At 67.7% G+C, this 22,829-nt stretch carries 14 protein-coding genes; 9 read left to right on the forward strand and 5 right to left on the reverse strand.

Features of this window, described 5'->3' with window-relative positions; all coding sequences use genetic code 11:
• Positions 1 to 16 precede the first annotated feature (16 nt).
• Together BN1132_RS15275 and BN1132_RS15280 are read right to left on the reverse strand one after the other, a co-directional pair.
• Positions 17 to 949 (reverse strand): LysR family transcriptional regulator, encoded by a 933-nt coding sequence (locus BN1132_RS15275; RefSeq protein ID WP_042078621.1) that lies wholly within the window; start codon positions 947 to 949, stop codon positions 17 to 19.
• 64 nt (positions 950 to 1,013) lie between these two features.
• Entirely contained in the window at positions 1,014 to 2,210 is a 1,197-nt protein-coding gene (locus tag BN1132_RS15280) for an amino acid aminotransferase (protein ID WP_042078622.1), read from the reverse strand.
• 390 nt (positions 2,211 to 2,600) lie between these two features.
• On the opposite strand from BN1132_RS15280, the gene bcsG reads away from it, so the two are divergent.
• From bcsG to bcsC, 7 genes are read left to right on the forward strand one after another with little or no spacing between them, the layout of a single operon-like run.
• Positions 2,601 to 4,247 carry a cellulose biosynthesis protein BcsG gene (bcsG, locus tag BN1132_RS15285; RefSeq protein ID WP_042078623.1) on the forward strand — a complete coding sequence of 549 codons (1,647 nt, stop codon included), beginning with the start codon at positions 2,601 to 2,603 and terminating at the stop codon, positions 4,245 to 4,247.
• Positions 4,248 to 4,257: 10 nt separating this feature from the next.
• Positions 4,258 to 4,482: a cellulose biosynthesis protein BcsR gene (gene bcsR / locus BN1132_RS15290; protein ID WP_042078624.1), complete on the forward strand. Its 225-nt coding sequence runs from the start codon at positions 4,258 to 4,260 to the stop codon at positions 4,480 to 4,482.
• A complete protein-coding gene (gene bcsQ / locus BN1132_RS15295; RefSeq protein WP_042078626.1) occupies positions 4,479 to 5,147 on the forward strand; it encodes a cellulose biosynthesis protein BcsQ in 669 nt (222 codons plus the stop codon). The genes bcsR and bcsQ overlap by 4 nt, the downstream gene beginning before the upstream one ends.
• Positions 5,141 to 7,708, forward strand: a complete 2,568-nt coding sequence (gene bcsA, locus BN1132_RS15300) for a UDP-forming cellulose synthase catalytic subunit (protein WP_042078627.1) — start codon at positions 5,141 to 5,143, stop codon at positions 7,706 to 7,708. Before bcsQ ends, bcsA begins: the two co-directional genes overlap by 7 nt.
• Positions 7,705 to 9,930 (forward strand): cellulose biosynthesis cyclic di-GMP-binding regulatory protein BcsB, encoded by a 2,226-nt coding sequence (gene bcsB / locus BN1132_RS15305; protein WP_042078628.1) that lies wholly within the window; start codon positions 7,705 to 7,707, stop codon positions 9,928 to 9,930. Before bcsA ends, bcsB begins: the two co-directional genes overlap by 4 nt.
• 3 nt (positions 9,931 to 9,933) lie before the next feature.
• Complete coding sequence (gene bcsZ / locus BN1132_RS15310) at positions 9,934 to 11,043, forward strand: cellulose synthase complex periplasmic endoglucanase BcsZ (RefSeq protein WP_244462952.1); 1,110 nt, start codon at positions 9,934 to 9,936, stop codon at positions 11,041 to 11,043.
• Positions 11,028 to 14,471: a cellulose synthase complex outer membrane protein BcsC gene (gene bcsC / locus BN1132_RS15315; RefSeq protein ID WP_042078629.1), complete on the forward strand. Its 3,444-nt coding sequence runs from the start codon at positions 11,028 to 11,030 to the stop codon at positions 14,469 to 14,471. The genes bcsZ and bcsC overlap by 16 nt, the downstream gene beginning before the upstream one ends.
• Before the next feature lie 28 nt (positions 14,472 to 14,499).
• On the opposite strand, the gene BN1132_RS15320 is transcribed toward bcsC, so the two are convergent.
• The gene (locus BN1132_RS15320) at positions 14,500 to 14,775 is read right to left on the reverse strand and encodes a metal/formaldehyde-sensitive transcriptional repressor (RefSeq protein WP_042078630.1); all 276 of its coding nucleotides are present in this window, start codon (positions 14,773 to 14,775) and stop codon (positions 14,500 to 14,502) included.
• 71 nt (positions 14,776 to 14,846) lie between these two features.
• Here BN1132_RS15320 and dmeF point away from each other — a divergent pair, with 71 nt between their 5' ends.
• A complete protein-coding gene (gene dmeF, locus BN1132_RS15325) occupies positions 14,847 to 15,791 on the forward strand; it encodes a CDF family Co(II)/Ni(II) efflux transporter DmeF (RefSeq protein ID WP_042078631.1) in 945 nt (314 codons plus the stop codon).
• Between the two features lie 13 nt (positions 15,792 to 15,804).
• Here dmeF and BN1132_RS15330 read toward each other — a convergent pair whose 3' ends face one another.
• Positions 15,805 to 16,209 (reverse strand): hypothetical protein, encoded by a 405-nt coding sequence (locus BN1132_RS15330; protein ID WP_042078632.1) that lies wholly within the window; start codon positions 16,207 to 16,209, stop codon positions 15,805 to 15,807.
• A 264-nt stretch (positions 16,210 to 16,473) separates the two neighbouring features.
• Here BN1132_RS15330 and pulA point away from each other — a divergent pair, with 264 nt between their 5' ends.
• Positions 16,474 to 20,508, forward strand: a complete 4,035-nt coding sequence (gene pulA, locus BN1132_RS15335; RefSeq protein WP_042078633.1) for a pullulanase-type alpha-1,6-glucosidase — start codon at positions 16,474 to 16,476, stop codon at positions 20,506 to 20,508.
• A 197-nt stretch (positions 20,509 to 20,705) separates the two neighbouring features.
• Here pulA and BN1132_RS15340 read toward each other — a convergent pair.
• Positions 20,706 to 22,829: zinc/cadmium/mercury/lead-transporting ATPase (locus BN1132_RS15340; protein WP_042078634.1), on the reverse strand; the 2,124-nt coding region annotated here is incomplete at its 5' end.

Raw genomic sequence — 22,829 nt, forward strand, 5'->3', positions numbered from 1 at the left:
CCCAGGCTGTCGGGCCTCATCGGGGGGCGTCCATCTCCCGGGCCAGCTGCAGGATCCGCTGGCGGAACCAGCGCAGGGCGGGATCGCCCCCCAGGGGGCCATACCACACCAGGCTGTGGGTGACGGCGCCGTAATCGAAGGGGACGGGGCGGCTCGCCAGCCCCTGGGGCGCGGCCTGATCGGCCCAGCCCTCGATGGCGGTGAGGATGAGATCGCTCTGGCGCAGCAGGGCCGCGGCGCTGCCAAAATCCGGCAGGGTGGCGGCGATCTGCCGGCGCACCTGCAACTGGGCCAGGCTCTGCTCGAAGAAGGGGTCGGCCAGCTCGTTGTCGCGGATGGCGATGTGGCGCCAGCTCAGGTAGGCGTCGAGATCCCAGTGCCCGGCCAGCGCCGGGTGATCGTCCCGCAGCAGGCAGACCAGCCTGTCCTCCCTCAGGGTCTCCCACACCAGACCGGGTTGGCCTGGGCCGGGCTGGCTCTGGTCGTGGGGCAGGATCACGAAGTCCAGCTTGCCCGCCGCCAAGGCCGCCAGTCCCTGCTCCTCCTTGTTTCTGATGACGGGCACCAGCCCGGGCACCTCCTGCATCAATTTCCCCAGCACGGGCCCCATGGGCCAGATCATGCTGCTTTCGCGCATGGCGAGGGTCAGCTCCCCCTGCCAGCTGGCCGGTGCAAACCCCTCCTGGCCGGTGAGGCCGTTCAGCTCTCCCAGCAGGCGGCGCAGGCCGGGCCCGATCCGCTCGGCAAAGGGGGTGGGCAGGAGTTGGTTGCCCTGGCGGTAGAGCAACTGATCCCCGAGCAGCTCCCTGAGCTGGTTGAGGGTCTTGCTGACGGTGGAGGGTGTGGTGCAGAGGCGCTCGGCGCTGCGAGTGACGCTCCGGCTGTCCAGCAGCAGGTGCAGGGTGACCAGGTGGCGGCCGCCGAGACGGGAGAGGGAGATCAGATCCATGGCACCTCCGGACAGGATGGCAAGGGAGAAACAAAAAGCCCCGCCTGAGCGGGGCTTGCGGGGATCACCCCTTGAGCACGGCGGCCATGGCGTCGGCCACGTAGTCCACGTTGCGGCTGTTGAGGCCCGCCACGCACATGCGGCCTGAGCGCACCAGGTAGACGGCGAACTCCTCGCGCAGGCGGTCCACCTGCTCCGGCGTGAAGCCGGTGTAGCTGAACATGCCGCGCTGGTTGATGAAGTAGCCGAAGTCGCGGCCCGGCACCTTGGCGCAGAGCACCTCGTAGAGCTTCTGGCGCATGGCCTTGATGCGGGTGCGCATCTCGGTCACCTCGCCGACCCAGAGGGCGTGCAGTTCGGGCTGGCTCATCACCGCCGCGGTGATCTGGCCGCCGTGGGTGGGGGGGCTGGAGTAGTTGCGGCGCACGGTGGCCTTCATCTGGCCCAGCACCCGGCCCGCCTCTTCGGCATCCTGGCAGATGACCGACAGGCCGCCGCAGCGCTCGCCGTAGAAGGAGAGGTTCTTGGAGAAGGAGTTGCTGACGAAGAAGCTGACCCCCGCATCGACCATGGCGCGGATGGCGTAGGCATCCTCCTCCAGGCCGTCGCCGAAGCCCTGATAGGCGATATCCATAAAGGGGATGAGGTTCTTCTCGACCACCAGCGTGATGACCCTGTCCCACTGGGCGCGGGAGAGATCCACCCCGGTCGGGTTGTGACAGCAGGGGTGCAGCAGCACTATGCTCTTGGCCGGCAGTTGGCTCAGGCAGTCGATCATGGCGTCAAACTGCACGCCGCCGGTGGCCGCGTCGTAGTAGGGATAGTCGTGCACCTTGATGCCGGCCCCCTCGAACATCGCCTTGTGGTTGTCCCAAGTGGGGTTGCTGACCCAGACCTCGGAGGTCGGGAAGTAGCGCTTGAGCAGATCTGCGCCGATCTTCAAGGCGCCTGAGCCCCCTATGGTCTGGATGGTGGCGATGCGACCGGCCTTGACCGCCTCATGGTCGGCGCCAAACAACAGGTGCTGCACCGCGGTGCGGTAGTTGGCGGCCCCTTCCATCGGCTGGTAGGGGCGCGGGGCCGGGGCGGCGGCACGGGCGGCTTCGGCCTGCTGTACCGAGGCCAGCAGCGGGATGCGTCCCTGCTCGTCGTAATAGAGGCCGATCCCCAGGTTCACCTTCTGCTCGCGGGCATCTTTGTGGAAGGTCTCGACTAGCGTCAGTATGGGGTCGCCAGCATAGGCATCGACGTGTTCAAACATGGGGGGTCCTTGAGGTTGACTGTCCAATTCGACCGGCCTGGGGCCGGGGCCGTTATCATGGCGCAATCCGGAGGTGGCCTCAAGCTGTTCGAGATGGCGACAAGGGTGACAGCCTCTGTCGTAGCGGGTTCCCCTTCGAGCCCCATGGTGCGCGCCAGCGCGGCCGGTCATCCCCCCCATTTTGGCGGTGCGGGGTGCCTTTTATGGGGTCGCTTGGGTAACATTGGGCACGTATGGCACTAAAACGTGCGCATCACCCGGTTGTCTGTCCTTGATCCGGTGCCACTCGAGGCGAATCATTCGTTGCATAATAGGCCGACTATCATTCAACCGTTGCAGTGTGCCCGGGTTCCCAGGCGGGGGCCCAAGATAACAGGTGACCCATCGCCGATGACCCAACACGTCTCTGACTCCGCTTCTCCCTGGCTGGACTGGCACGGCCTGGGCGGCTGGAATATCTATTTTCTCGCCAAGTTTGCCCTGCTCTGGGGGGGCTATCTCAACTTCCATCCCCTGATCAACCTGGTGTTCGCCGCCTTCCTGATCTTTCCCCTGTCCCGGGCGGGGTGGCGCCGTGTCAGGCACTGGCTGGCGCTGCCCATGGGGGTGGGGATCTTCTACCACGACACCTGGCTGCCGGGGATGGAGAGCATTCTCGATCAGGGCAGCCAGGTCTTCTCCTTCACCCTGGACTACTGGCTGGAGCTGCTCGGGCGCTTCATCAACTGGGAGATGGTCGGCGCCGGCTTCGTGATGCTGACCCTCTACCTCTTTATCGCCCAGTGGCTGCGCTTCACCCCCTGGATCCTGCTGGCCCTGCTCTGGCTGTGGCTCTCGCCCCTGATAGGCGATCCCTTTGCCTCCCGGACGGCGGTGGCATCGGGCGGGACATCGGCTTCCCGGCCCGTGCCCGACCGGGGCGAGGTGTCGATGGAAGAGCAGCTGGATCAGAGCGCCCCACCGACCAACGAGAACCTCAACGCCTATCTCGATGATTTCTATCGGGAGGAGCAGGATCGCCTGGTGCGCTTCCCGGACGCCCTGCCCGCACAGGCGGCGCCCTTCGATGTGCTCATCATCAACATCTGCTCCCTGGCCTGGCGCGACGTGGAGGCGAGCGGCCTGACCGGGCACCCGGTCTGGCGCCATTTCGACATCCGTTTCAACCGCTTCAACTCCGCCACCTCCTACAGCGGCCCGGGCACCATTCGCCTGTTGCGGGCCAGTTGCGGGCAGACCAGCCACCAGGGCCTCTATGTGACGGCCCCCAGCCAGTGCCTGCTGTTCGAGAACCTGGCCCGGCTCGGCTTTGCCAAGCAGGTCGCCATGGATCACTCGGGGGCGTTCGGCAACTACCTGACGGGGCTGCAGCAGTATGCCGGGCTGGACGTCCCTCCCATGGACAAGCAGGGGCTGGCCCACGACCTCGCCTCCTTCGATGGGGAGCCCATCTATCGCGGGGACGCCCTGTTCGGGCGCTGGCTGAACGAGCGGACACAGAGCCAGGCGGCGCGCAACCTGACCTTCTTCAACCTCATCGCCCTGCACGATGGCAACCGCTACGCGGCCAGCCGCCAGATAGCCCCCTACAAGGCCAGGCTCAAGACCCTGCTGGATCAGCTGGACGACTTCATGACGACGCTCGAGCAATCCGGCCGCAAGGTGGCCGTGGTGGTGGTGCCTGAGCACGGTGCCGCACTCACCGGGGACAAGATGCAGATGCCGGGGCTGAGGGACATTCCCAGCCCGAGCATCACCCAGGTGCCGGTGGGGGTAGCCCTGCTCGGCACCAGGGCGCCCCATGAGGCGACGCGCATCATCGACACCCCCAGCAGTTTCCTGGCGGTCTCCGAGCTGGTCTCCCGGCTGGTGAGCGGCGACCTCTTCGGCAGCGAGCGCATCGACTGGGACGCCCTGCTGGGCGACCTGCCGCAGACGCCCGCGGTGTCGGAAAACCAGGGCTCGATCGTGATCGAGTACCAGAACCAGTACCACATCAAGCTGGGGCAGGGGGACTGGGTCCCCTATCCCCAGTGAGGAGGCGACGATGCAGCGCGCGTGGCGGCAAGGGGCGCCGGCCCCCTTCGGTGTGCCGGTGGAGGGGCGAGTGGTGAACGACGTGGTCATGGTCCAGCAGGCCTTCGGCGTCAGCCTCGCCTACCAGGACATCGCGTTCCGGGAGCGGCTGAAGGCCCTGCGCGAGCGCTTCCCGCTGCTGGCTGAGCTGGAGCCGAGGGGACCGGCAGGATCGGAGAAGGGGAGGTCTGCATGAATCTTGTCGCGCTGCAGGGGATCCGCGGTGGCGTGGGGACCACCTCCATCGTCGCCGGTCTGGCGCTGGCGGCCCGGGAGCAGGGGGCCAGGGTGCTGGCGGTGGATCTCTGCGAGGACAACCTGCTCGGCATCCACCTGGGCCTGCCCCATGACCACCCCGGAGGCTGGAGCCGGCTGACCAGCCCGGCGCTGGAGTGGTCAGGAGCCCTCCATCGCTACGAGGAGGGACTGGATCTGCTGCCCCATGGCGGCGTGACGGGGGCCTTCGCAGGCCCCTGGCTGGAGGCCATCCCGGGTTATGACCTGGTGCTGCTGGATCTGCCCATGGGGCCGGTGCCCGAGCTGCCTTGCCGGCGGCTGCTGGTGGTCAACGCCGACGCCAACTGCCATGTGCGGCTTCACCGGCACCGCTGGGCGGCCGACGAGCGCCTGCTGGTGACCCAGTTCACCAGCCACCGCGCCCTGCAGCAGGATCTGCTGGATCTCTGGCAGGCGGGCGGATTGCCCCTGCTCACCCTTCGCCTGCACCGGGACGAGGCGATGGCCGAGGCCATGGCCGCCAAGCAGCCGGTCGGCCGCCATGCCCCCGCCAGCCTGATCGCCCACGAGCTGGCGGCCCTGGCGAGCTGGTGCCTGGGCACCGGGGACGCCGGCCCATGCTGATCCGGCTGCTGGCGCCGACGGCGGGCCTCTGGTGCTCCCAGCGCTATCGCGGGCTGCGCGCCCGGGGCGCCTCCCGCTGGGGGGCCGCCGGGCTGACCCTGGGCTGGCTGCTGGCCTGGGCCCTCTTCCCTCTGGAGCGCCACGGCTGGCAGTGGGTGCTGGGCCATGCCCGGGATCTCTATCCCCAGCTGACACATCCCAGGGCCGGGGACCCGCTGCGCATCCTGTTGCAGAGCCTCTGGATGATAGTGCGCCGTCCCGTGCCCATCCCCCTGCGCTGGCCCGCCTCCTGGCAACGGGCCTGGCACCGGGGCACCCAGGCCCTCGGCGCCTTCCTGATCCGCCAGGAGGAGAAGGGGCTGGCGGCGGCCAGGGCAACCCCCAGGGAGGCGCGCTGGAAGAGCGTGCTGCTCTGCGCGGTGGCCGGCGCCCTCTCCCTGCTCTGCATCACCCAGCCATTCACCCTGGAGGCCCAGCTGGTGTTCGTCATCATGCTGATGGGGATGGCCTTCATCCTGCGCGCCGTGCCGGGCCGCTACCCCATGCTGATGATGATGGTGCTCTCCCTCACCGTCTCCTGCCGCTACATCTGGTGGCGCTACACCTCCACCCTGGACTGGTTCGACCCCGTCAGCCTGGCCTGCGGCCTGCTGCTGCTGGCCGCCGAGACCTATGCCTGGGTAGTGCTGCTGCTCGGCTACTGGCAGACGGCCTGGCCCCTGCACCGTCCGCCGGCGCCGCTGCCGGCGGACCCGGCCCAGTGGCCCAGGGTGGATCTGATGATCCCCACCTACAACGAGGATCTCGCCATCGTCAAGGGCACTGTCTACGCCGCCATGGGGCTCGACTGGCCCGCCGACAGGCTCACCATCTGGCTGCTCGACGACGGGGGTCGGGAGTCGTTTCGTGACTTCGCCGAAGAGGCTGGGATCCGCTATGTGGCGCGGCCGACCCACGAGCACGCCAAGGCGGGCAACATCAATCACGCCCTCAAGATGGCCACCGGGGATCTGGTCGCCATCTTCGACTGCGACCACCTGCCGACCCGCTCCTTCCTGCAGATGACGGTGGGCTGGTTCTACCGGGATCCCAGGCTGGGGGTGGTGCAGACCCCCCACCACTTCTTTTCGGCCGATCCGTTCGAGCACAACCTGCAGCAGTTTCGCAAGATGCCGAACGAGGGGGCCCTCTTCTACGGCCTGGTGCAGGATGGCAACGACATGTGGGACGCCAGCTTCTTCTGCGGCTCCTGCGCCGTCATCAAGCGCTCGGCCCTGGACGAGATCGGCGGCATCGCGGTGGAGACGGTCACCGAGGATGCCCACACCTCGTTGCGGCTGCACCGCCTGGGCTACACCTCCGCCTATATCCGGATCCCGCTGGCGGCGGGGCTCGCCACCGAGAGCCTCTCGGCCCACATCGGCCAGCGCATCCGCTGGGCGCGCGGCATGGTGCAGATCCTGCGCCTGGACAACCCCCTGTTCGGCAAGGGGCTGAACCTGGGGCAGCGGCTCTGCTACTTCAACGCCATGCTGCACTTCCTCTCGGGCATACCGCGCCTCATCTTCCTGACGGCGCCGCTCGCCTTCCTGATCCTGCACGCCTACATCATCTATGCGCCGGCGGCGGCCATCGCCCTCTACATGCTGCCGCACATCGTCCACAGCGCCCTGACCAACTCCCGGCTGCAGGGCAAGGTGCGCCACTCCTTCTGGGGGGAGGTCTACGAGACGGTGCTGGCCTGGTACATAGCTAGGCCGACCACGGTGGCGCTGTTTGCCCCCCACAAGGGCAAGTTCAACGTCACCGCCAAGGGGGGCATGACGGAGGAGGTGTTCCTGGATCTGGCGGTCTCCCGGCCCTATCTGCTGCTGATCCTGCTCAACCTGTGCGGGCTGGGGTTCGGCATCTGGCGCATCGCCACCGGTCCGGCGGACGAGGTGCCGACCCTGATCCTCAGCATGCTCTGGGCCCTCTACAACATGACCATACTGGGCGGGGCCCTGGCGGTGGCGTTCGAGTCGCGCCAGGTGCGCGCCAACCCCAGGGTGGAGATGGTGATGCCGGCGGCCATCAAGCTGGCCAACGGCCACCTCTACCCCTGCACCGTCAAGGACTACTCCAACGGCGGGGTCGGCATCCTGCTCGAGACGCCTCTGCCCCTGGCCGACAAGGAGCGGGTCTGGCTGCTGCTGCGCCATGACCAGCGGGAGCAGGCGTTCGCCGCCAAGGTGCAGCGGGTGTTCGGCCGCAAGCTGGGGCTGGAGCTGGAACCCATGGCGCAGGCGCAGCACGTCGCCTTCATCCAGTGCACCTTCGCCCGGGCCGACACCTGGTCCCTGTGGCAGCAGCGTCTGGGCAAGGATCGCCCGCTCCACAGCCTGCTCGACATCACGCTGCTGGGGTGGGGCGCCTACTGGCGGCTGGCCCGAACCTCGCCTATCGGCTTTGTTTGTATCCTCCTCGAGAAGCTGGCTCGCTGGCTGCTCTCCTTCGTTCCTCGTCGCGTCTCGCCGGATTTCCGGTCAGGGGCTCCGACCACACAGACAGTGAAAGGATGATGAAACCACTACGCTACCTTATCCCTCTCCTGCTGATGGCGCAGGGGGCGACGGCCGACGAAGTCTCGGGCCCCCGGCCGCAAGTCCCCGCGCCGGTGCGCAGCCTGGCGCTGAGTTTCGAGCAGATGGCGTCGGCGCCGGGCACCCTGTCCCTGCGCGGCAATGCCCCGGACGGGCAGGCGGACTTCACCGTGCGGCGCGACGAGGTGGTCACCCGGGCCACGCTGGACCTCGACTTCACGCCGTCCCCCTCCCTGCTGCCGCTCATCTCCCAGGTCAAGGTCTACCTCAATGACGAGCTGATGGGGGTCACCGCCCTCACCAAGGAGCAGATGGGGGAGCGTACCCATGCCCGCATCGAGCTGGATCCGCGCTACGCCAAGGACTTCAACCGGATCAAGGTGAGCTTCGTCGGCCACTACCAGAAGGTGTGCGAGAACCCGGCGAGCGATACCCTGTGGCTCAACGTCAACCGGGACAGCAAGCTGAGCCTGCAGCTGCAGACCCTGCCGGTGCGCAACGAGCTCTCCTTCTTCCCCATGCCGTTCCTCGACATGCGGGACAATGGCAAGCTGATCCTGCCCATGGTGTTCAGCGGTGCCGTGCCCCTCGAACAGCAGCAGGCGGCGGCGGTGCTGGCCTCCTGGTTCGGCACACGGGCGCAGTGGCGGGGGCAGCACTTCCCGGTGCTCATCAACCGCTTGCCCGATCGCAACGGGGTGATCTTCGCCACCAACGACGCTCGCCCCGATTTCCTGGCCGACTATCCCGAGGTGAAGGGGCCGACCATCGACATGATCAGCTCCCCCGACAATCCCTATGTGAAGCTGCTGCTGATCCTGGGGCGGGATCAGCAGGATCTGCTGACCGCGGTCAGCGGGCTGGCCCGGGGAGAGGTGCTGCTGCGGGGCCAGAGCGTGCGGGTGGACGAGGTGAAGCCGCTGGCGCCGCGCCAGCCTTACGACGCTCCCAACTGGGTGCGCCTCGATCGCAAGATGCGCTTCGACGAGCTGACGGAGTACCCGGGCCAGCTGCAGGCCACGGGGCGCCGCCTCTGGCCCATGAGCCTGACGCTGCGCCTGCCGCCGGATCTCTATCTGCTGGGGGAGAGCGGCATCAGGACCGAGCTCAAGTATCACCACAGCGCGCCGACCCTGAGGGATGGCTCCCGGCTGGACGTGGCGGTCAACGGCCAGTTCATGAAGTCGTTCCCGCTCGAACCCGGTGAGGTCAAGGGGGAGCGGTTGCTCACCCTGCCGCTCTGGTTTGCCGACGACGGCGATGCCACGGCGCTGCGGATGCCCGGGCTCAAGACCACCCAGGCCAACAACCTGAGCTTCTCGTTCGAGTATGCCCAGCAATACATGGGAGGGACGGAGGATGGCCGCTGCGATCTGGTGATGCCGCCGGCCCACCAGGTGCGCATCGACGATGCCTCCACCATCGACTTCACCGGCTATCGCCATTTCATCGAGATGCCGAACCTCAGGGCCTTCTCCTACGGGGGCTTCCCGTTCAGCCGGATGGCGGATCTCGCCGACAGCCAGGTGGTCATGCCGGTCAGGCCCCACCCGGAGCAGATCACCACCTTGCTCGACACCCTGGGCGCCATCGGGGCCGAGACCGGGTATCCGGCCCTCTCCCTGCGTGTCCTCAATGACTGGGAGCAGGCGCGCACGGCGGATCTCGATACCCTGCTCATCGGCACCCTGCCGGAGGAGTTCAGGCGGGATCCGGAGCCGGACGCCCTGCTGCAGGCCACGCGCAGCTGGGTCAATGAGCCGACGCGCCAGCACAGGGGGGATCTGCTCCACAACATGGCCGATCGCCAGCCCCAGGCCAGGGTGGGCATGACGGGCAACGACGCCATCGCCGTCATCCTGGGGCTGCAGTCCCCGACCCATGATCAGCGCAGCCTGGTGGCCCTGCTGGCGGACGGGCCCGCGGGGGTCAGGCTGCTCAACGACACCCTGCAAACCCCAGCGCAGCGCAACCAGGTGGCGGGCTCGGTGACCCTCATCCGGGAGTCCGGGGTGAAGAGCCTGGAGGTGGGCGAGCGTTACGAACTGGGCTATCTGCCGTGGTGGGAGCGCCTCTGGCAGCTGTTCGCCCGCTATCCGCTGCGCCTCGCCGGGTTGACCCTGGTCTGCATGCTGGTGCTGGGCTGGGGCCTGCGGGTGCTGCTCGCCAGTGCCAGTCGCCGCCGTCTGAAGGAAGACTAAGAGATGACTCAGATGAAGAATGCCTGTGGAGCCCTGATCCTCTGGGTCCTCTGTTCCCTGCCGGCCCTGGCCGCCTGTCACTGGCCGGAGTGGGACCATTTTCGCCAGCACTACATCAGCGAGGAGGGTAGGGTCATCGATCCTGCCGACGGTCGCCGGATCACCACCTCGGAAGGGCAGAGCTACGGCCTCTTCTTCGCCCTGGTCAACGACGACAGGGAGACCTTCGCCCGCCTGCTCGACTGGACCGAGCGGGAGCTCGCCCAGGGCGATCTGACCGGCTTCCTGCCGTCCTGGCTCTGGGGACGGCGGGAGGACGGCAGCTGGGGCGTGCAGGACGAGAACAGCGCCTCCGACTCGGATCTCTGGATAGCCTACAGCCTGCTGGAGGCGGGGCGCCTGTGGGACAACCACAGCTACTCGGCCATCGGTACCCTGCTGCTGCGCCGCATCGCCCGGGAAGAGGTGGCCAGCCTGCCGGGGCTGGGGCCGGTGCTGCTGCCCGGTGCGAAAGGCTATGAGGGGGAGGGGCGCTGGACCCTGAACCCGAGCTACCTGCCCCCGCAACTGCTGGCCCGCTTCGCCCCCTTCAAGGGACCCTGGGGAGAGATGAGGGCCCTGTTGCCCAGGCTGCTGCAGGAGAGCGCGCCCCTGGGCTTTGCCCCCGACTGGGTGGACTGGCAGACGGACAAGGGGTGGCAGGTGACGGCGGACAAGGGCGATCTCGGCAGCTATGACGCCATCCGCGTCTACCTCTGGCTCGGCACGTTGAGCGAGGAGGATCCCGCCAGGGCGCCCCTGGTGGCGCACTTCGCCCCCATGCTGGCGAGCACGGCCGCACAGGGCGCTGTTCCCGAGCGGGTCGACACCCGCAGCGCCCAGACCAGGGGCAAGGGGCCGGCCGGCTTTGCCGCCGCCCTGCTGCCCCTCTCCCGGGGCGGACCCATGGAGGCCACCCTGCGCGGCCAGGTGTCGGCCCATGGCCTGGATGCCGACGCCTATTACGGCAGCGTACTGAGCCTGTTCGGGGCCGGCTGGGATCAGGGGCGCTACCGCTTCGCCGCCGACGGCACCCTGCAACCGGACTGGAGCGCGTCATGCCGGGCAGAGTGATCCTGGGGGGCCTGCTCGCCTGTCTGGTGAGCGGCGCCCTGGCGCAGGAGACGGTACGGCCTGTGCCCTGGCTGCTGGAACAGGTCAGGATAGGGGAGGCCCGCGGGCGGGAAGATCTCGTCAGCAACAGCCTCTACTCCCTCTCCCTGGTGGAGCCGGATCACCCCGAACTGCTGGCGGCCCAGGCGCGCCAGGCCCTGCGCCAGGGCAAGACCAGGGAGGCCGAGGCGCTGCTCGCCCGGCTCGGCAAGCTGGATCCAGACTCCCCCCTCTATCGCCAGGGCATGGCGAATCTCGCCCTGAGCGAGCCGGCCCGGCGCCAGCAGCTGCAACAGGCGAGGCTGCTGACCAACGCCGGTCGCCTCGAGGAGGCGGAGCGCCTCTATCGCACCCTGTTCTCGGGGGATCTGCCCCCCAATCTCGAGGTGGCGGTGGAGTACGCCCTGTTGCAGACGCACATCCCCGCCATGAAGGCGAAGGGGCTGGCGGCCCTGGAGGCGCTGAACCGGCAATATCCGGGCGAGCCCAGGGTGCGGGGCGGGCTGGCTCGCCACTACCTGGCGGGCGGACGCCAGGAGGAGGCCCTGGATCTGCTGCGCCAGATGGCGCGGGATCCGTACCAGCGGGACGAGGCCGCCGAGATCTGGTTCGCCCATGTCGAGACCATGCCGGTCGGGCCCGGGAGCATGGCGGCGCTGCAGGAGTACATAGTGCTGTTCGGTGAGGGGGCGGATACCACCAAAGCCGAGGCGATGCTCGAGACCCAGGAGGCGCAGTGGGCCTCGCCCGCCTACCGCTCGCGCCAGTCGGCGCTGGCGCGCACCGCCGGCGGCACCGCCTCCATCGCCGAACTGCGGCAGGCCCTGGCCGCCAATCCCGGGGATCCCGAGCTGATGGGGGCCCTGGGGCAGGCCTACTCCCGCAACGATCAGCGGGCGCTCGCCATCGCCCAGTTCGAGCGGGTGCTGGCACACCCCGAGGCGACCGACAAGGACAAATGGCGCAGCCTGCTGGCCACCAACCGCTACTGGCTGCTGGTGAGCCAGGGGCGCAGCGCCCTCGAACGGGAGCAGTGGGGGGAGGCGGCGACCCTGTATCGCCGTGCCATCGCCCAGGATGGTCGTGAGCCCGAGGCCTGGCTGGGCCTGGGGGACAGCGAGCGTGGCCGTCATCGCGACGCCGACGCGGAGTCCGCCTACCGCAGGGCGCTCGCCATGGGGGGCGCACGGGAGCGGGCACTGGCCCGCCTGTTCGACCTCTACAAGGAGCAGGATCCGGCGCGGGCCCTGGCTCTGCTGGCGCAGCACGGCACTCCGGCCATGCAGGCCGAGGGCAAGCGGCTCAAGGCCGGGCTGTTGCAGGAGGAGGCCGACCGGCTCGATCGGGACGGCCAGCTCGCGCAGGCGCTCACCCGGCGTGAGCAGGCGCTCACCCTCACCCCGGACGAGCCCTGGCTGGCCTACCGGGTGGCCGATACCCGGGCCCGCCTCGGGGAGGCCGGGAGCGGGGAGCGGCTCTTGCGGGAACGGCTGGCGGCGCGGCCCCAGGACGCCGCCCTGCGCTACGCCACCGCCCTCTATCTCTCGGGGCAGGACAAGACGGTGGAGGCGAGAGGGGTGCTGGCCGCCATCCCCAGGTCCGGCTGGACACAGGACATGGATGCGCTGGATCGGCGCCTTGCCCGCGGCGAGGTGCTGGCCAAGGCCAGGGCGAGCCATGCCCGGGGAGATGATGCCGGGGCCGAGCGGCTGCTCCAGCCGCTGCAACCCGATGAGGAGGTGACCCTGATGCTGGCGGACTGGGCCTCCGAGCGGGGGGAGCTTGCCCTGGCCGAGCACCATTACCGCCAGGTGCTGGCCCGCACGCCGCAGCAGCCCGAGGCCAGGCTCGGCATGGCCGAACTGGCCCGGGCCAGGGGGGACGGGGCTGAGGCCCGGCGCTGGCTGCCGGCCTGGCCGGTCAGCCCGCTGCCCCCGGAGGCGTTCAACTACTACCGCCGGGTGGCGAACCTCTATCAGGCGCTGGGAGAAGGCGAAACGGCCGGGGCCATCTTCGCCGGCTACGAGCCCCTGGTGTCGGAGCAACCGGCCTCCCAGCAGACGGCCCTGTTCTGGCGCGATGCGGCCCGCCAGCGCTTCGCGGCCCACGACACCGAGGGAGCCCTGGTGCGGGATCGCAAGGGGCTGGTGGCCGCAGGCCTCGCCCCCCGCGAAGTGCTGGACGAGGGGGAACTGACCCGGCTGGCCCGCAGCCAGGACGGGGAGGGGTGGCTGGCGTCCGGCCTGCGCAGCGATCTCGACAGGCATTACCGGCAGAGCCAGACCACCCTCTCCCTCGACAGCGATTACTGGGGATCCAGCGGTACCGGGGGCTACTCGGATCTACGGGCCCTGACCCAGATGGCGCAGCTGGATACCCCCCTGGCCGGTGGCACCGCCTTCGGCCGGCTGGAGCTGGTCGACATGGATGCGGGGCAACTGCCGGACTCCCCTTACCGGGTGCAGTTCGGTACCTGCGCCGCCCGCGACTGCCGGGGGCAGGAGCACCAGCAGAGTCGGGGCACCACCCTGGCGGCGGGCTGGCAGCGGGAGAACTGGGCCTTCGATCTCGGTACCACGCCGCTCGGCTTCGAGGTGGTGGACTGGGTCGGTGGTGCCACCGTGACCGGTGAGTGGCGCGAACTGGGGTGGGGGCTCACCCTCTCCCGGCGGCCCGTCAGCAGTTCACTGCTCTCCTACGCGGGGACGGTGGATCCGGGGACGGGCATCAGCTGGGGCGGGGTGCGAGCGAACGGGGTGCGCCTCGATCTCAGCCATGATCTGGGGGGCGCCGTCGGCTTCTGGGGCAGCGCCCAGCAGCACCTGCTGACCGGCAAGAACGTGCCGGACAACTGGCGCACCCGGCTCATGGGGGGGGGTTACTACAAGTTCGTCAACGAGACGCACCGCCGCGCCAGCGTGGGGCTCAGCACCATGCTGTGGCATTACCAGCAGGATCTGGGCGGCTACACCCTGGGGCAGGGGGGCTACTACAGCCCGCAAGGGTACTTCTCGCTGTCGGTGCCGGTCAGCTACCGGCAGCGCACGCCGGACTGGTCCTGGGAGCTGGGCGGTTCCGGTTCCTGGTCCCACTCCCGCACCGACGACAGCCGTCGCTACCCGCTGGAGGGCCTGCTGCCCACCGGCTTGCCGGACAGCAACGCCCCCGTGCAGGGGGGCAGCAGCAGCGGCTTCGGCTATACCCTGAACGCCGTGGTGGAGCACCGGCTGACCGAGCACTGGCGCATCGGCGGGCGGGTGGACATCCAGCAGGCGGATGACTATGCCCCCAGCCATGCCACTCTCTTCCTGCGCTACACCTTCAAGCCCTGGCAGGGGGATCTCGACATGCCGCCGAGGCCCCTGACCCCCTACGCCGACTTTGACTGACAGGGGCGCCCGGCCTGGCCGGGCGCCCTCATTTCAGATAGGAACGCAGCACCCGCACCACCTGGTCCAGATCCTCCAGCCGCTCGGCCGGGGTCGCCTCCTCGGCACCCAGATGCTCGCGCATGTGTCCCTCCAGCACCTCCAGCATCAGGCCGTTGATGGCGCCGCGGATGGCGGCGATCTGCTGCAGGATGGCGGCACAGTCGCTCCCCTGCTCCAGGGCGCTCTCCAGGGCGCCGGTCTGGCCCTTGATGCGGCGCACCCGCGCCAGCAGCTTCTTCTTGCCGTGAATGGTGTGTGACATGCAGGATCCTCTCGCGCAATAAAACTATACTGGGGTATAGTATATTGCATCCTCGTCTTCAGGAGAAATCCATGTCATCCCTCACCTCATGTCACTGCCACCAACCCGTCGTGCACCAGGGCAACCCCCTTGCGGAGCAGAAGACACGCTGGGCCGTGCTGCTCACCGTCATCATGATGGTGGCGGAAATCGGCGGCGGCTGGTTCTACAACTCCATGGCGCTGCTGGCAGACGGCTGGCACATGAGCTCCCATGCCCTGGCCCTCGGGCTCTCCGTGCTGGCCTATCGCGCCGCCCGCCACTTCGCCCGGGATCACAGGTTCAGCTTCGGCACCTGGAAGATCGAGGTGCTGGGGGGCTTCAGCAGCGCCCTGCTGCTGGTGGGGGTGGTGGGAGTGATGCTGTTCGAGTCGGTGGCCAGGCTGCTGAATCCCAGCCCCATCCACTACCAGCAGGCGATCGGCATCGCCCTGCTGGGCCTGCTGGTCAACCTGGCGTGCGCCTGGCTGCTCAAGGACGATCACGGCCATCACCACGGTCATCATCACGACCACCATGATGATCATCACCACGGCCATGACCATCATCACGGTCATCAGGATCTGAACCTGCGCGCCGCCTACCTCCACGTGCTGGCGGACGCGGCCACCTCGGTGCTGGCCATAGTGGCGCTGGTGGGGGGCATGCTGTGGGGGGCCGACTGGCTGGATCCCCTGATGGGCATAGTGGGGGCCGTGCTGGTGGCGATCTGGGCCCGGGGGCTGCTGCGGGACACGGGGCGCGTGTTGCTGGATGCGGAGATGGACGCCCCCCTGGTGGCGGAGATCCGCGAGGTGATAGCCGAGCTGCCGGGCGCCGAGATCCGCGATCTGCACGTCTGGCGGGTGGGGCAGGCGCAGTATGCCGCCGCGATGTCGTTGCAGATGACGACCCCCTTGCCGGCACAGGCGATCCGCGAGCGGCTCGCCATCCACGAGGAGCTGGTGCACCTGACCATAGAGGTGGCCGGAGGCTGAGGTCCCGCCGGGCTCAGCGCTGTCCCTCGCTGCCCCCCAGATCCTGCCAGAGGGAGCCCAGCATCAGCCTGAGCAGCAATCCCGGGGGGTCATCGAGCAGTTGGCCTGGCTCCAGCAGCAGGTGGCCGTCGGCGCGAAAACCCAGGCTGGCGTGGACCTTGCCCTCCTCGCCGCACACCTGGATGAGGCCGTTCAGGGCACCCCGTTCGCCGGGCTGGCAGCGCAGGCGCAGCTCCCGCGGCTCTCCCAGCAGGGTGAAGGAGCGGGAGAGGGGCGGACTCTCCTCGTAGTCCGGCCAGTTGAAGAAGTGGTAGCGCTCGGCGAGCGCACCGGCCTGCTGGCAGAATTGATCGAACAGCTGGGCAATCCCCTGATACTCCTGATCCAGCCGCCTCGCCTGCTCCTCAATCCGTTTCATCTCTCATGGCTCCCTCTATCCACTTGATTAGGCATTGATTTCGCCCGTATTCCCCATCTCTCTGCTGGTATGGGCCGAAAGTGCCTGCCGGTCTGTGAGCCCGATCCAATTTTCGTTATGAAAACGTTATCTTGTTGAAACGGGTTGGTTTTTTTTGCCCATCCGCTCACATTTACGACAATCTCCGCTGATTAATATGACACCGCTCGGCCACGACCGGGCACCTCGAGTATCGAGACCAACTACAGCGGGAATTATAAAAAAATGGATATGAAAAAGACCAAGGTGGCGCTGGTAACAGCCTCACTGCTCGCGCTTTTGTCAGGCTGTAACGACAACAGTTCTTCACCCTCCACCCCGACCCCCCAGGATGAGCCCGTCGCTCGCCTTCCCAATGTGCAACCCCCGGCCGAACAGCTGGTTGCCGGTCCCAATGAGGCGGTCATCGCCCTGGTCGACACCCAGAGCAGCGCGGCCCGTGGCGTCGATGGCCCCTTCGCGGGTCACAGCCTGCACCTGTGGAACAACGACGCCTGCAACTCCACCGCCGACGGCGGCCTGAACGCGAGCTGGGACGACAAGAGCAAGACGCCGTCCGCGGCGGACAGCTTCGGCCCGAGCTGGGTGGTGCCCCTCAGCAAGATGGAAGGCTGCATCAACTTCATCGCCCGCAACGGAGATCTGGCGAACCTGACCGGCGCCGACATGAAGGTGGTCTTCAGCGATCACCCGGATCGCACCGTGGCCATAGTCGCCGGCAAGAACGAGATCTTCGGCAGCCGGGCCGACGCCTTCACCGCCGCCTTCGGCGTGGCGGGGGCCAGCGCCCACCTGATCGACGGCAACACCCTGATCTGGCAAGGGGGCAAGGACAAGCCCCACGTCCGCCTCTACTACACCGAGTCCGGCACCATCACCGCCAACGCCGAGGGGGTGTTTGACTTCCCCTACCTCAAGCTGACCCCGACCAGCCTGACGGCCGAGCAGCAGGCCAAGTACCCGCATCTCAAGGATGCCGCCGCCTTCGCCCTGCCGGCGGGGCAGGATCTCAAGCCCCTGCTCAAGGGTGAGCTGGTGGCCATCGGCACCGATGCCGACGGCATCTTGCAGGGCGCCACCCTGGTGCAGAGCGCCGGCGCCCTTGATGCCCTCTACAGCGAAGCGGCCACCAAGCTGGCCTACGGTGCCGTGGTCGAGGGGGGCAATGTCACCTTCCGGCTCTGGGCGCCGACCGCCAAGTCGGTCAAGCTGGCGCTGTTCGACGAGCAGCACAACGCCATCGGCGAGCGTGCCATGACCCTGGACGAGGCCAGCGGCAGCTGGAGCGTACAGGGGGGCAGCGATCTGGTGGGCAAATACTATCGCTACGACATCCAGGTCTATCACCCGGTCAGCCGCAAGCTGGAATCCTATCAGGTGACCGACCCCTACTCCCTGAGCCTGGCCATGAACTCCGAGTTCAGCCAGGTGGTGGATCTCGACGATCCGGCCCTCAAGCCGGACGGCTGGGACAGCCTGAAGGCGCCCCACAGCCAGCAGAACCCCGCCGACATCACCATTTATGAGGCCCATGTCCGGGATCTGACCGGCAACGACGCCTCGACCGATGCAGAGAAGCGCGGCAAGTTCCTCGGCCTGACCCAGCCCGACAGCGTGCCGGTCAAGCACCTGCAATCCCTGGCCAAGAGCGGCGTCAGCCACCTGCACCTGCTGCCGGTGTTCGACATCGCCACCGTCAACGAGGATCCGGCCAAGGTGGCCAACATCGGCGACGACTTCAGCAAGCTGTGCGAGGTCAATGCCGAGGTCAAGAACTCCAAGTTTGCGAGCCACTGTGGCGGCGGCCAGACCATCGAGGCCGTGCTGGCAGATCTGCAAGCCAGCGACAGCAAGGAGAACCCGGTCGTACAGGAGCTGTACGGCTATCTGCGCGGCGTGGACTCCTTCAACTGGGGTTATGACCCCTACCACTACACCACGCCGGAAGGCTCCTACGCCACCGATGCGGAGGGGACGACCCGGATCAAGGAGTTCCGCGAGATGGTCATGGCCATCAAGCAGAACATCGGCATGAACGTGGTGATGGACGTGGTCTACAACCACACCAACGAGGCCGGCCTGGGGCCGAAGTCCGTGCTCGACAAGATAGTGCCCTGGTACTACCAGCGCCTGAACCCGGAGACCGGCTCGGTGGAAAACTCCACCTGCTGCTCCAACACGGCACCTGAACACGCCATGTTCGCCAAGCTGATGGATGACTCCCTGGTCACCTGGGCGCGGGACTACAAGATCGACGCCTTCCGCTTCGACCTGATGGGTCACCACCCGAAGGATCAGATGGTGCAGGCCCTGGCCGAGGTGAAGAAGGTCAACCCGGACATGTACTTCTACGGCGAGGGGTGGAACTTCGGCGAAGTGCAGGATGACAAGCGCTTCGTGCAGGCGACCCAGAAACACCTGGCCGGTACCGGCATCGGCTCCTTCTCCGACCGGTTGCGGGATGCGGTGCGCGGCGGCAGCCCGTTCGACGGCGGTGATGCCATCCGTGAAACCCAGGGCTTTGGCAACGGCGCCTTCGTTGACCAGAACGAGGCAAGCAAAGTTGACGAGGATAGCGCGAAACACCTTGCAGACCTGGTGCGCCTCGGCATGGCGGGCAACCTCAAGGAGTTCGTGCTGACCGACAAGGACGGCGTACCGAAGAAGGGGTCCGACATCGACTACAACGGTCAGCCCGCGGGCTATGCCCAGGATCCGACCGAAATCCAGAACTATGTCGACAAGCACGACAACCAGACCCTGTTCGACAACCTGGTCTACAAGGCGCCGGCGGGGGCCGATCTGGTGCGGATGCAGGGGGTGTCGCTCGCTACCGCCATGCTGGGTCAGGGCATTCCCTTCACCCACGCAGGGGTGGAACTGCTGCGCTCCAAGTCCATGGAGCGGGACAGCTATGACTCCGGCGACTGGTACAACCGGGTCGACTATACCCTGGGCGACAACAACTTCGACAAGGGCCTGCCGCGCAAGGACAAGGACGAGGCCAACTACGAGTTGATCGAGCAGGTGCTCGGCCAGCACGCCAAGCCGGGTTCGGCCGAGATGGCGCAGATGGTGAGCTTCTACCAGGAGCTGTCCGAGCTGCGTCAATCCTCCCGCCTGCTGCGTCTGGGCAGTGGTGCCGAGGTGATCAAGCGGGTTGACTTCCGCAACACCGGGCCGGATCAGACTCCGGGTCTCATCGTGATGACGGTGGACGATGGCAGCAAGGCCGGCGCGGATCTGGATCCGGCCATCGACGGCCTGGTGGTGATGATCAACGCCACCAGCCAGAGCCAGAGCATCGGCGACTTCCGTGACGGCGACGATCAGCCCATCGACCTCTCCGGTCTGGTGCTGAGCGGTGCCCATCGCGACGTCGACAGCATCGCCAGCGGCGCCGCCGTGGGGAACGGTGAGCTGACCCTGGGGGCCTGGTCCGCCGCCGTCTTCGTCAAGCCGCAGAACGGCGCCCAAGGCGCGGGTCTGCCGGTGAGCAAGAAGACGGATCTGAGCACCTTGCCACCCTTCGGTGATACCGAGGTGTTTGTCCGTGGCTTCTTGGGGGCCTGGGATCCGGTCAACAAGATGAGCTTCAGTGGCAACTACACCTATGAGTTCACCACCGAAGTGACGACGGATCAGCTGGGGACGACCCAGGTGAAGATCGCCGGCAGCGACTGGGGCGGCCCCGTCAACTACGGCAAGTGCAGCGATACCGACCAGCTGGCAACCGGCCAGGTCAGCGCGCTCTGCGCCAACGGCGGGGATCTGCCGTTCAATGTGGACAAGGCGGGCACCTACAAGTTCGTCTTTACCGCCATGAACAAGGACAAGCCGACCTTGAGCGTCAGCTACACCGAGCCGGTGCAGGGCTGCAAGGTGCTGGATACGGTGGCGGGCAACCCGCTCGGCTACAACCTGTTCGTCAAGGGTGAGCTGTCTGGCTGGAATCCCCAGCCTCAGTACCAGTTGAGCTACAAGGGGATGGAGGGCGATCTCGCCATCTATCAGGTCGCGTTCAACTACACCGGCACCACAGAGTTCAAGGTGGCCAACGAGGACTGGAGCAAGGAGTACCTGATCAATGGCGGTGGTGAAGTTCAGGCCGAGACAGGCTATCCGTTTGCCTTCTCCCAGCCAGCCAGCGCCAACAACAAGATCACCCTGCCGCAGGGTCTGTGGAGCGTGCTGGTGAAGGTGGATCCGGCTGCGGCTAAGCCGGGCACCGCCGTGATCCAGGAGTGCAGCGCCAAGTAAGCCTTCCCATTGAGCCCGGGGCTGGCTCGGCAGCCCCGGGTTGAATTCCGCCTCGCCAAGGGCGGGATAACACCGAGAGAGTAAGCAAAGCGCGACTGCCGACCGGCAGGCGCGCTTTTTCTTTGTCGTCGTGGGCGAGGCAATAAAAAAAGCCGCCCCACTGGGGGCGGCTGTTGGCTGTGCCGTTAAGGGCCGGCTTAGCGCTTGCGCAGCAGGCGCAGGGCGTTGGCGGTGACCAGGGCGGTGGCGCCGGTATCCGCCAGCACCGCTATCCACAGACCCGTGATGCCGAGCAGGCTGGTGACCAGGAAGACGGCCTTGAGCCCCAGCGCCAGCGCTATGTTCTGGTGGATGTTGGCGAGCGCCGCGCGCGAGAGCCTGATCATGGCGGCCAGGCCACCGAGCTGGTTGTGGGTCAGGGCCGCGTCCGCGGTCTCCAGCGCCACGTCGGTGCCGCCCCCCATGGCGATGCCTATGCTGGCCCGCTTCATGGCCGGGGCGTCGTTGATGCCATCCCCTATCATGGCCACCCTCTGGGTCTCGGCGAGTCTGGCTATCTCCTCCACCTTGCCCTGGGGCAACAGGCCGGCGCGCCAGCTCATGCCGAGTTCGGTGGCGATGGCCTCGGCGGTGCGCGGGTTGTCCCCGGTCAGCATAAGGCTCTGCAATCCCAGCACCTTGAGCTCCTGCAAGGCCGCCGCGGCCTCGGGCCGGATCTGGTCCCGCAGGGCCAGCAGGGCCGCCGGGGCGGTGTCGGGCTGAGCGAGCACCACCACCGTCTTGCCCTGCTGCTCCAGGGTGGCAATCCTGGCCTGCACCGCCGCATCCAGGGCGGCGACCCGGCTCGGCGCCAGCAGCTGCCAGAGGGTGCCGTCGATGCGACCCTCAACCCCCATGCCAGGCAGGGCGCGCAGGTCCATCGCCTTGGCCAGGGTCAATCCCTGCTCGTTGGCGGCGGTGACCACGGCGCGGGCCAGCGGGTGATGGGAGCCCTGCTCGATGGCGGCGGCCAGCGCCAGCCACTCGGACTCGGGGCTGCCATCCAGGCTGACCAGCTCGGTCAGCTGCGGCTTGCCCAGGGTCAGGGTGCCGGTCTTGTCGAAGGCGACGGTATCGACGTGGGCCAGCCGCTCCAGCGCCGCACCTCCCTTGATCAGGGCTCCCTGCCGCGTCGCCGCCGCCAGAGCGGACGTCACCGCCGCCGGGGTGGAGATGACCAGGGCGCAGGGGCAGCCGATCAGCAGCAGCGCCAGGGCGCGGTAGATCCACGGATCCCACGCCTGGCCGAAGGCGAGCGGTGGCACCAGCATCACCAGCAGTGCGATCAGCATCATGGCCGGGGTGTACCAGCGGCTGAAACGGTCGATGAAGCGCTCGATGGGCGCGCGCTGGCTCTCGGCCTCCTCGATCAGGTGCAGGATGCGGTCGATGGCGTTGTGGCCGGGCTCGGAGACCACCTCCAGGCGCAGCACCCGGTCCGCCGCCAGACTGCCGGCAGGTACCCTGTCACCCCGGCGGCGCTCCACCGGGATGGATTCGCCGGTCAGGGCGCTCTCGTCGAAGGCCCCGAGCGGGTCGAGCAGCACGGCATCGGCGGGCAGTCGGGCGCCCGGGGCGATCTCGACAAGGTCGCCGGGACGCAGCTGCTCGGCCGCCACCTCTTCCCGCAGCTCCCCTTCGGGGGTCTTGCGGAGGCGCAGCGCCTTGTCCGGCACCAGCGCCATCAGGGCGGAGACCCCGGCGCGGGCGCGGCCGGCGGCGTAGGATTCCAGATGCTCCCCCAGCATGAAGAGCAGCAGCACCATGGCCGCCTCGGCGGTCTCGCCGAGGAACAGTGCCCCCACGGCTGCGACCGTCATCAGGGTTTCGATGGCGAAGGGGGAGCCGCTTTGGGTCAGTGCCCAGGCCTTGCGGGCGACGGGCCAGAGCCCCCAGAGGGTCGCCAGGACAAACAGCGGCTTGCCGAGGGTGTCCGGCAACAGGGCGGCGATCCCCATCAGGGCCGCCAGCGACAGGGGTTGCCCATATTTGCTGAACAAGTTGCCCAGCGTCGCCAGCCAGGGGCTGCGCTGCTTGTCATCGGCTTTTATCGCCTGGGTGTTTCCCTTGAGCTGGAAACCGGCGGCCAGCACGGCGGCGGTGACGGGATCGGGGGAGAGGCCGGGGGCCAGATCCACCACCAGCTTCTCGGTGGCGAACAGCACGCGAGCCTGGGTGACCCCCTCGACCCGGCTGACGGCGGTCTCTATCTTGCGGGCGCAGCTGGGGCAGTCCATCCCCAGCACCTGCCAGCTGTGGCGGCGGCTGTCGCGGGTGGGGGC

The sequence above is a fragment of the Aeromonas sanarellii genome, from assembly GCF_000820085.1.
GTDB lineage: Bacteria > Pseudomonadota > Gammaproteobacteria > Enterobacterales > Aeromonadaceae > Aeromonas > Aeromonas sanarellii.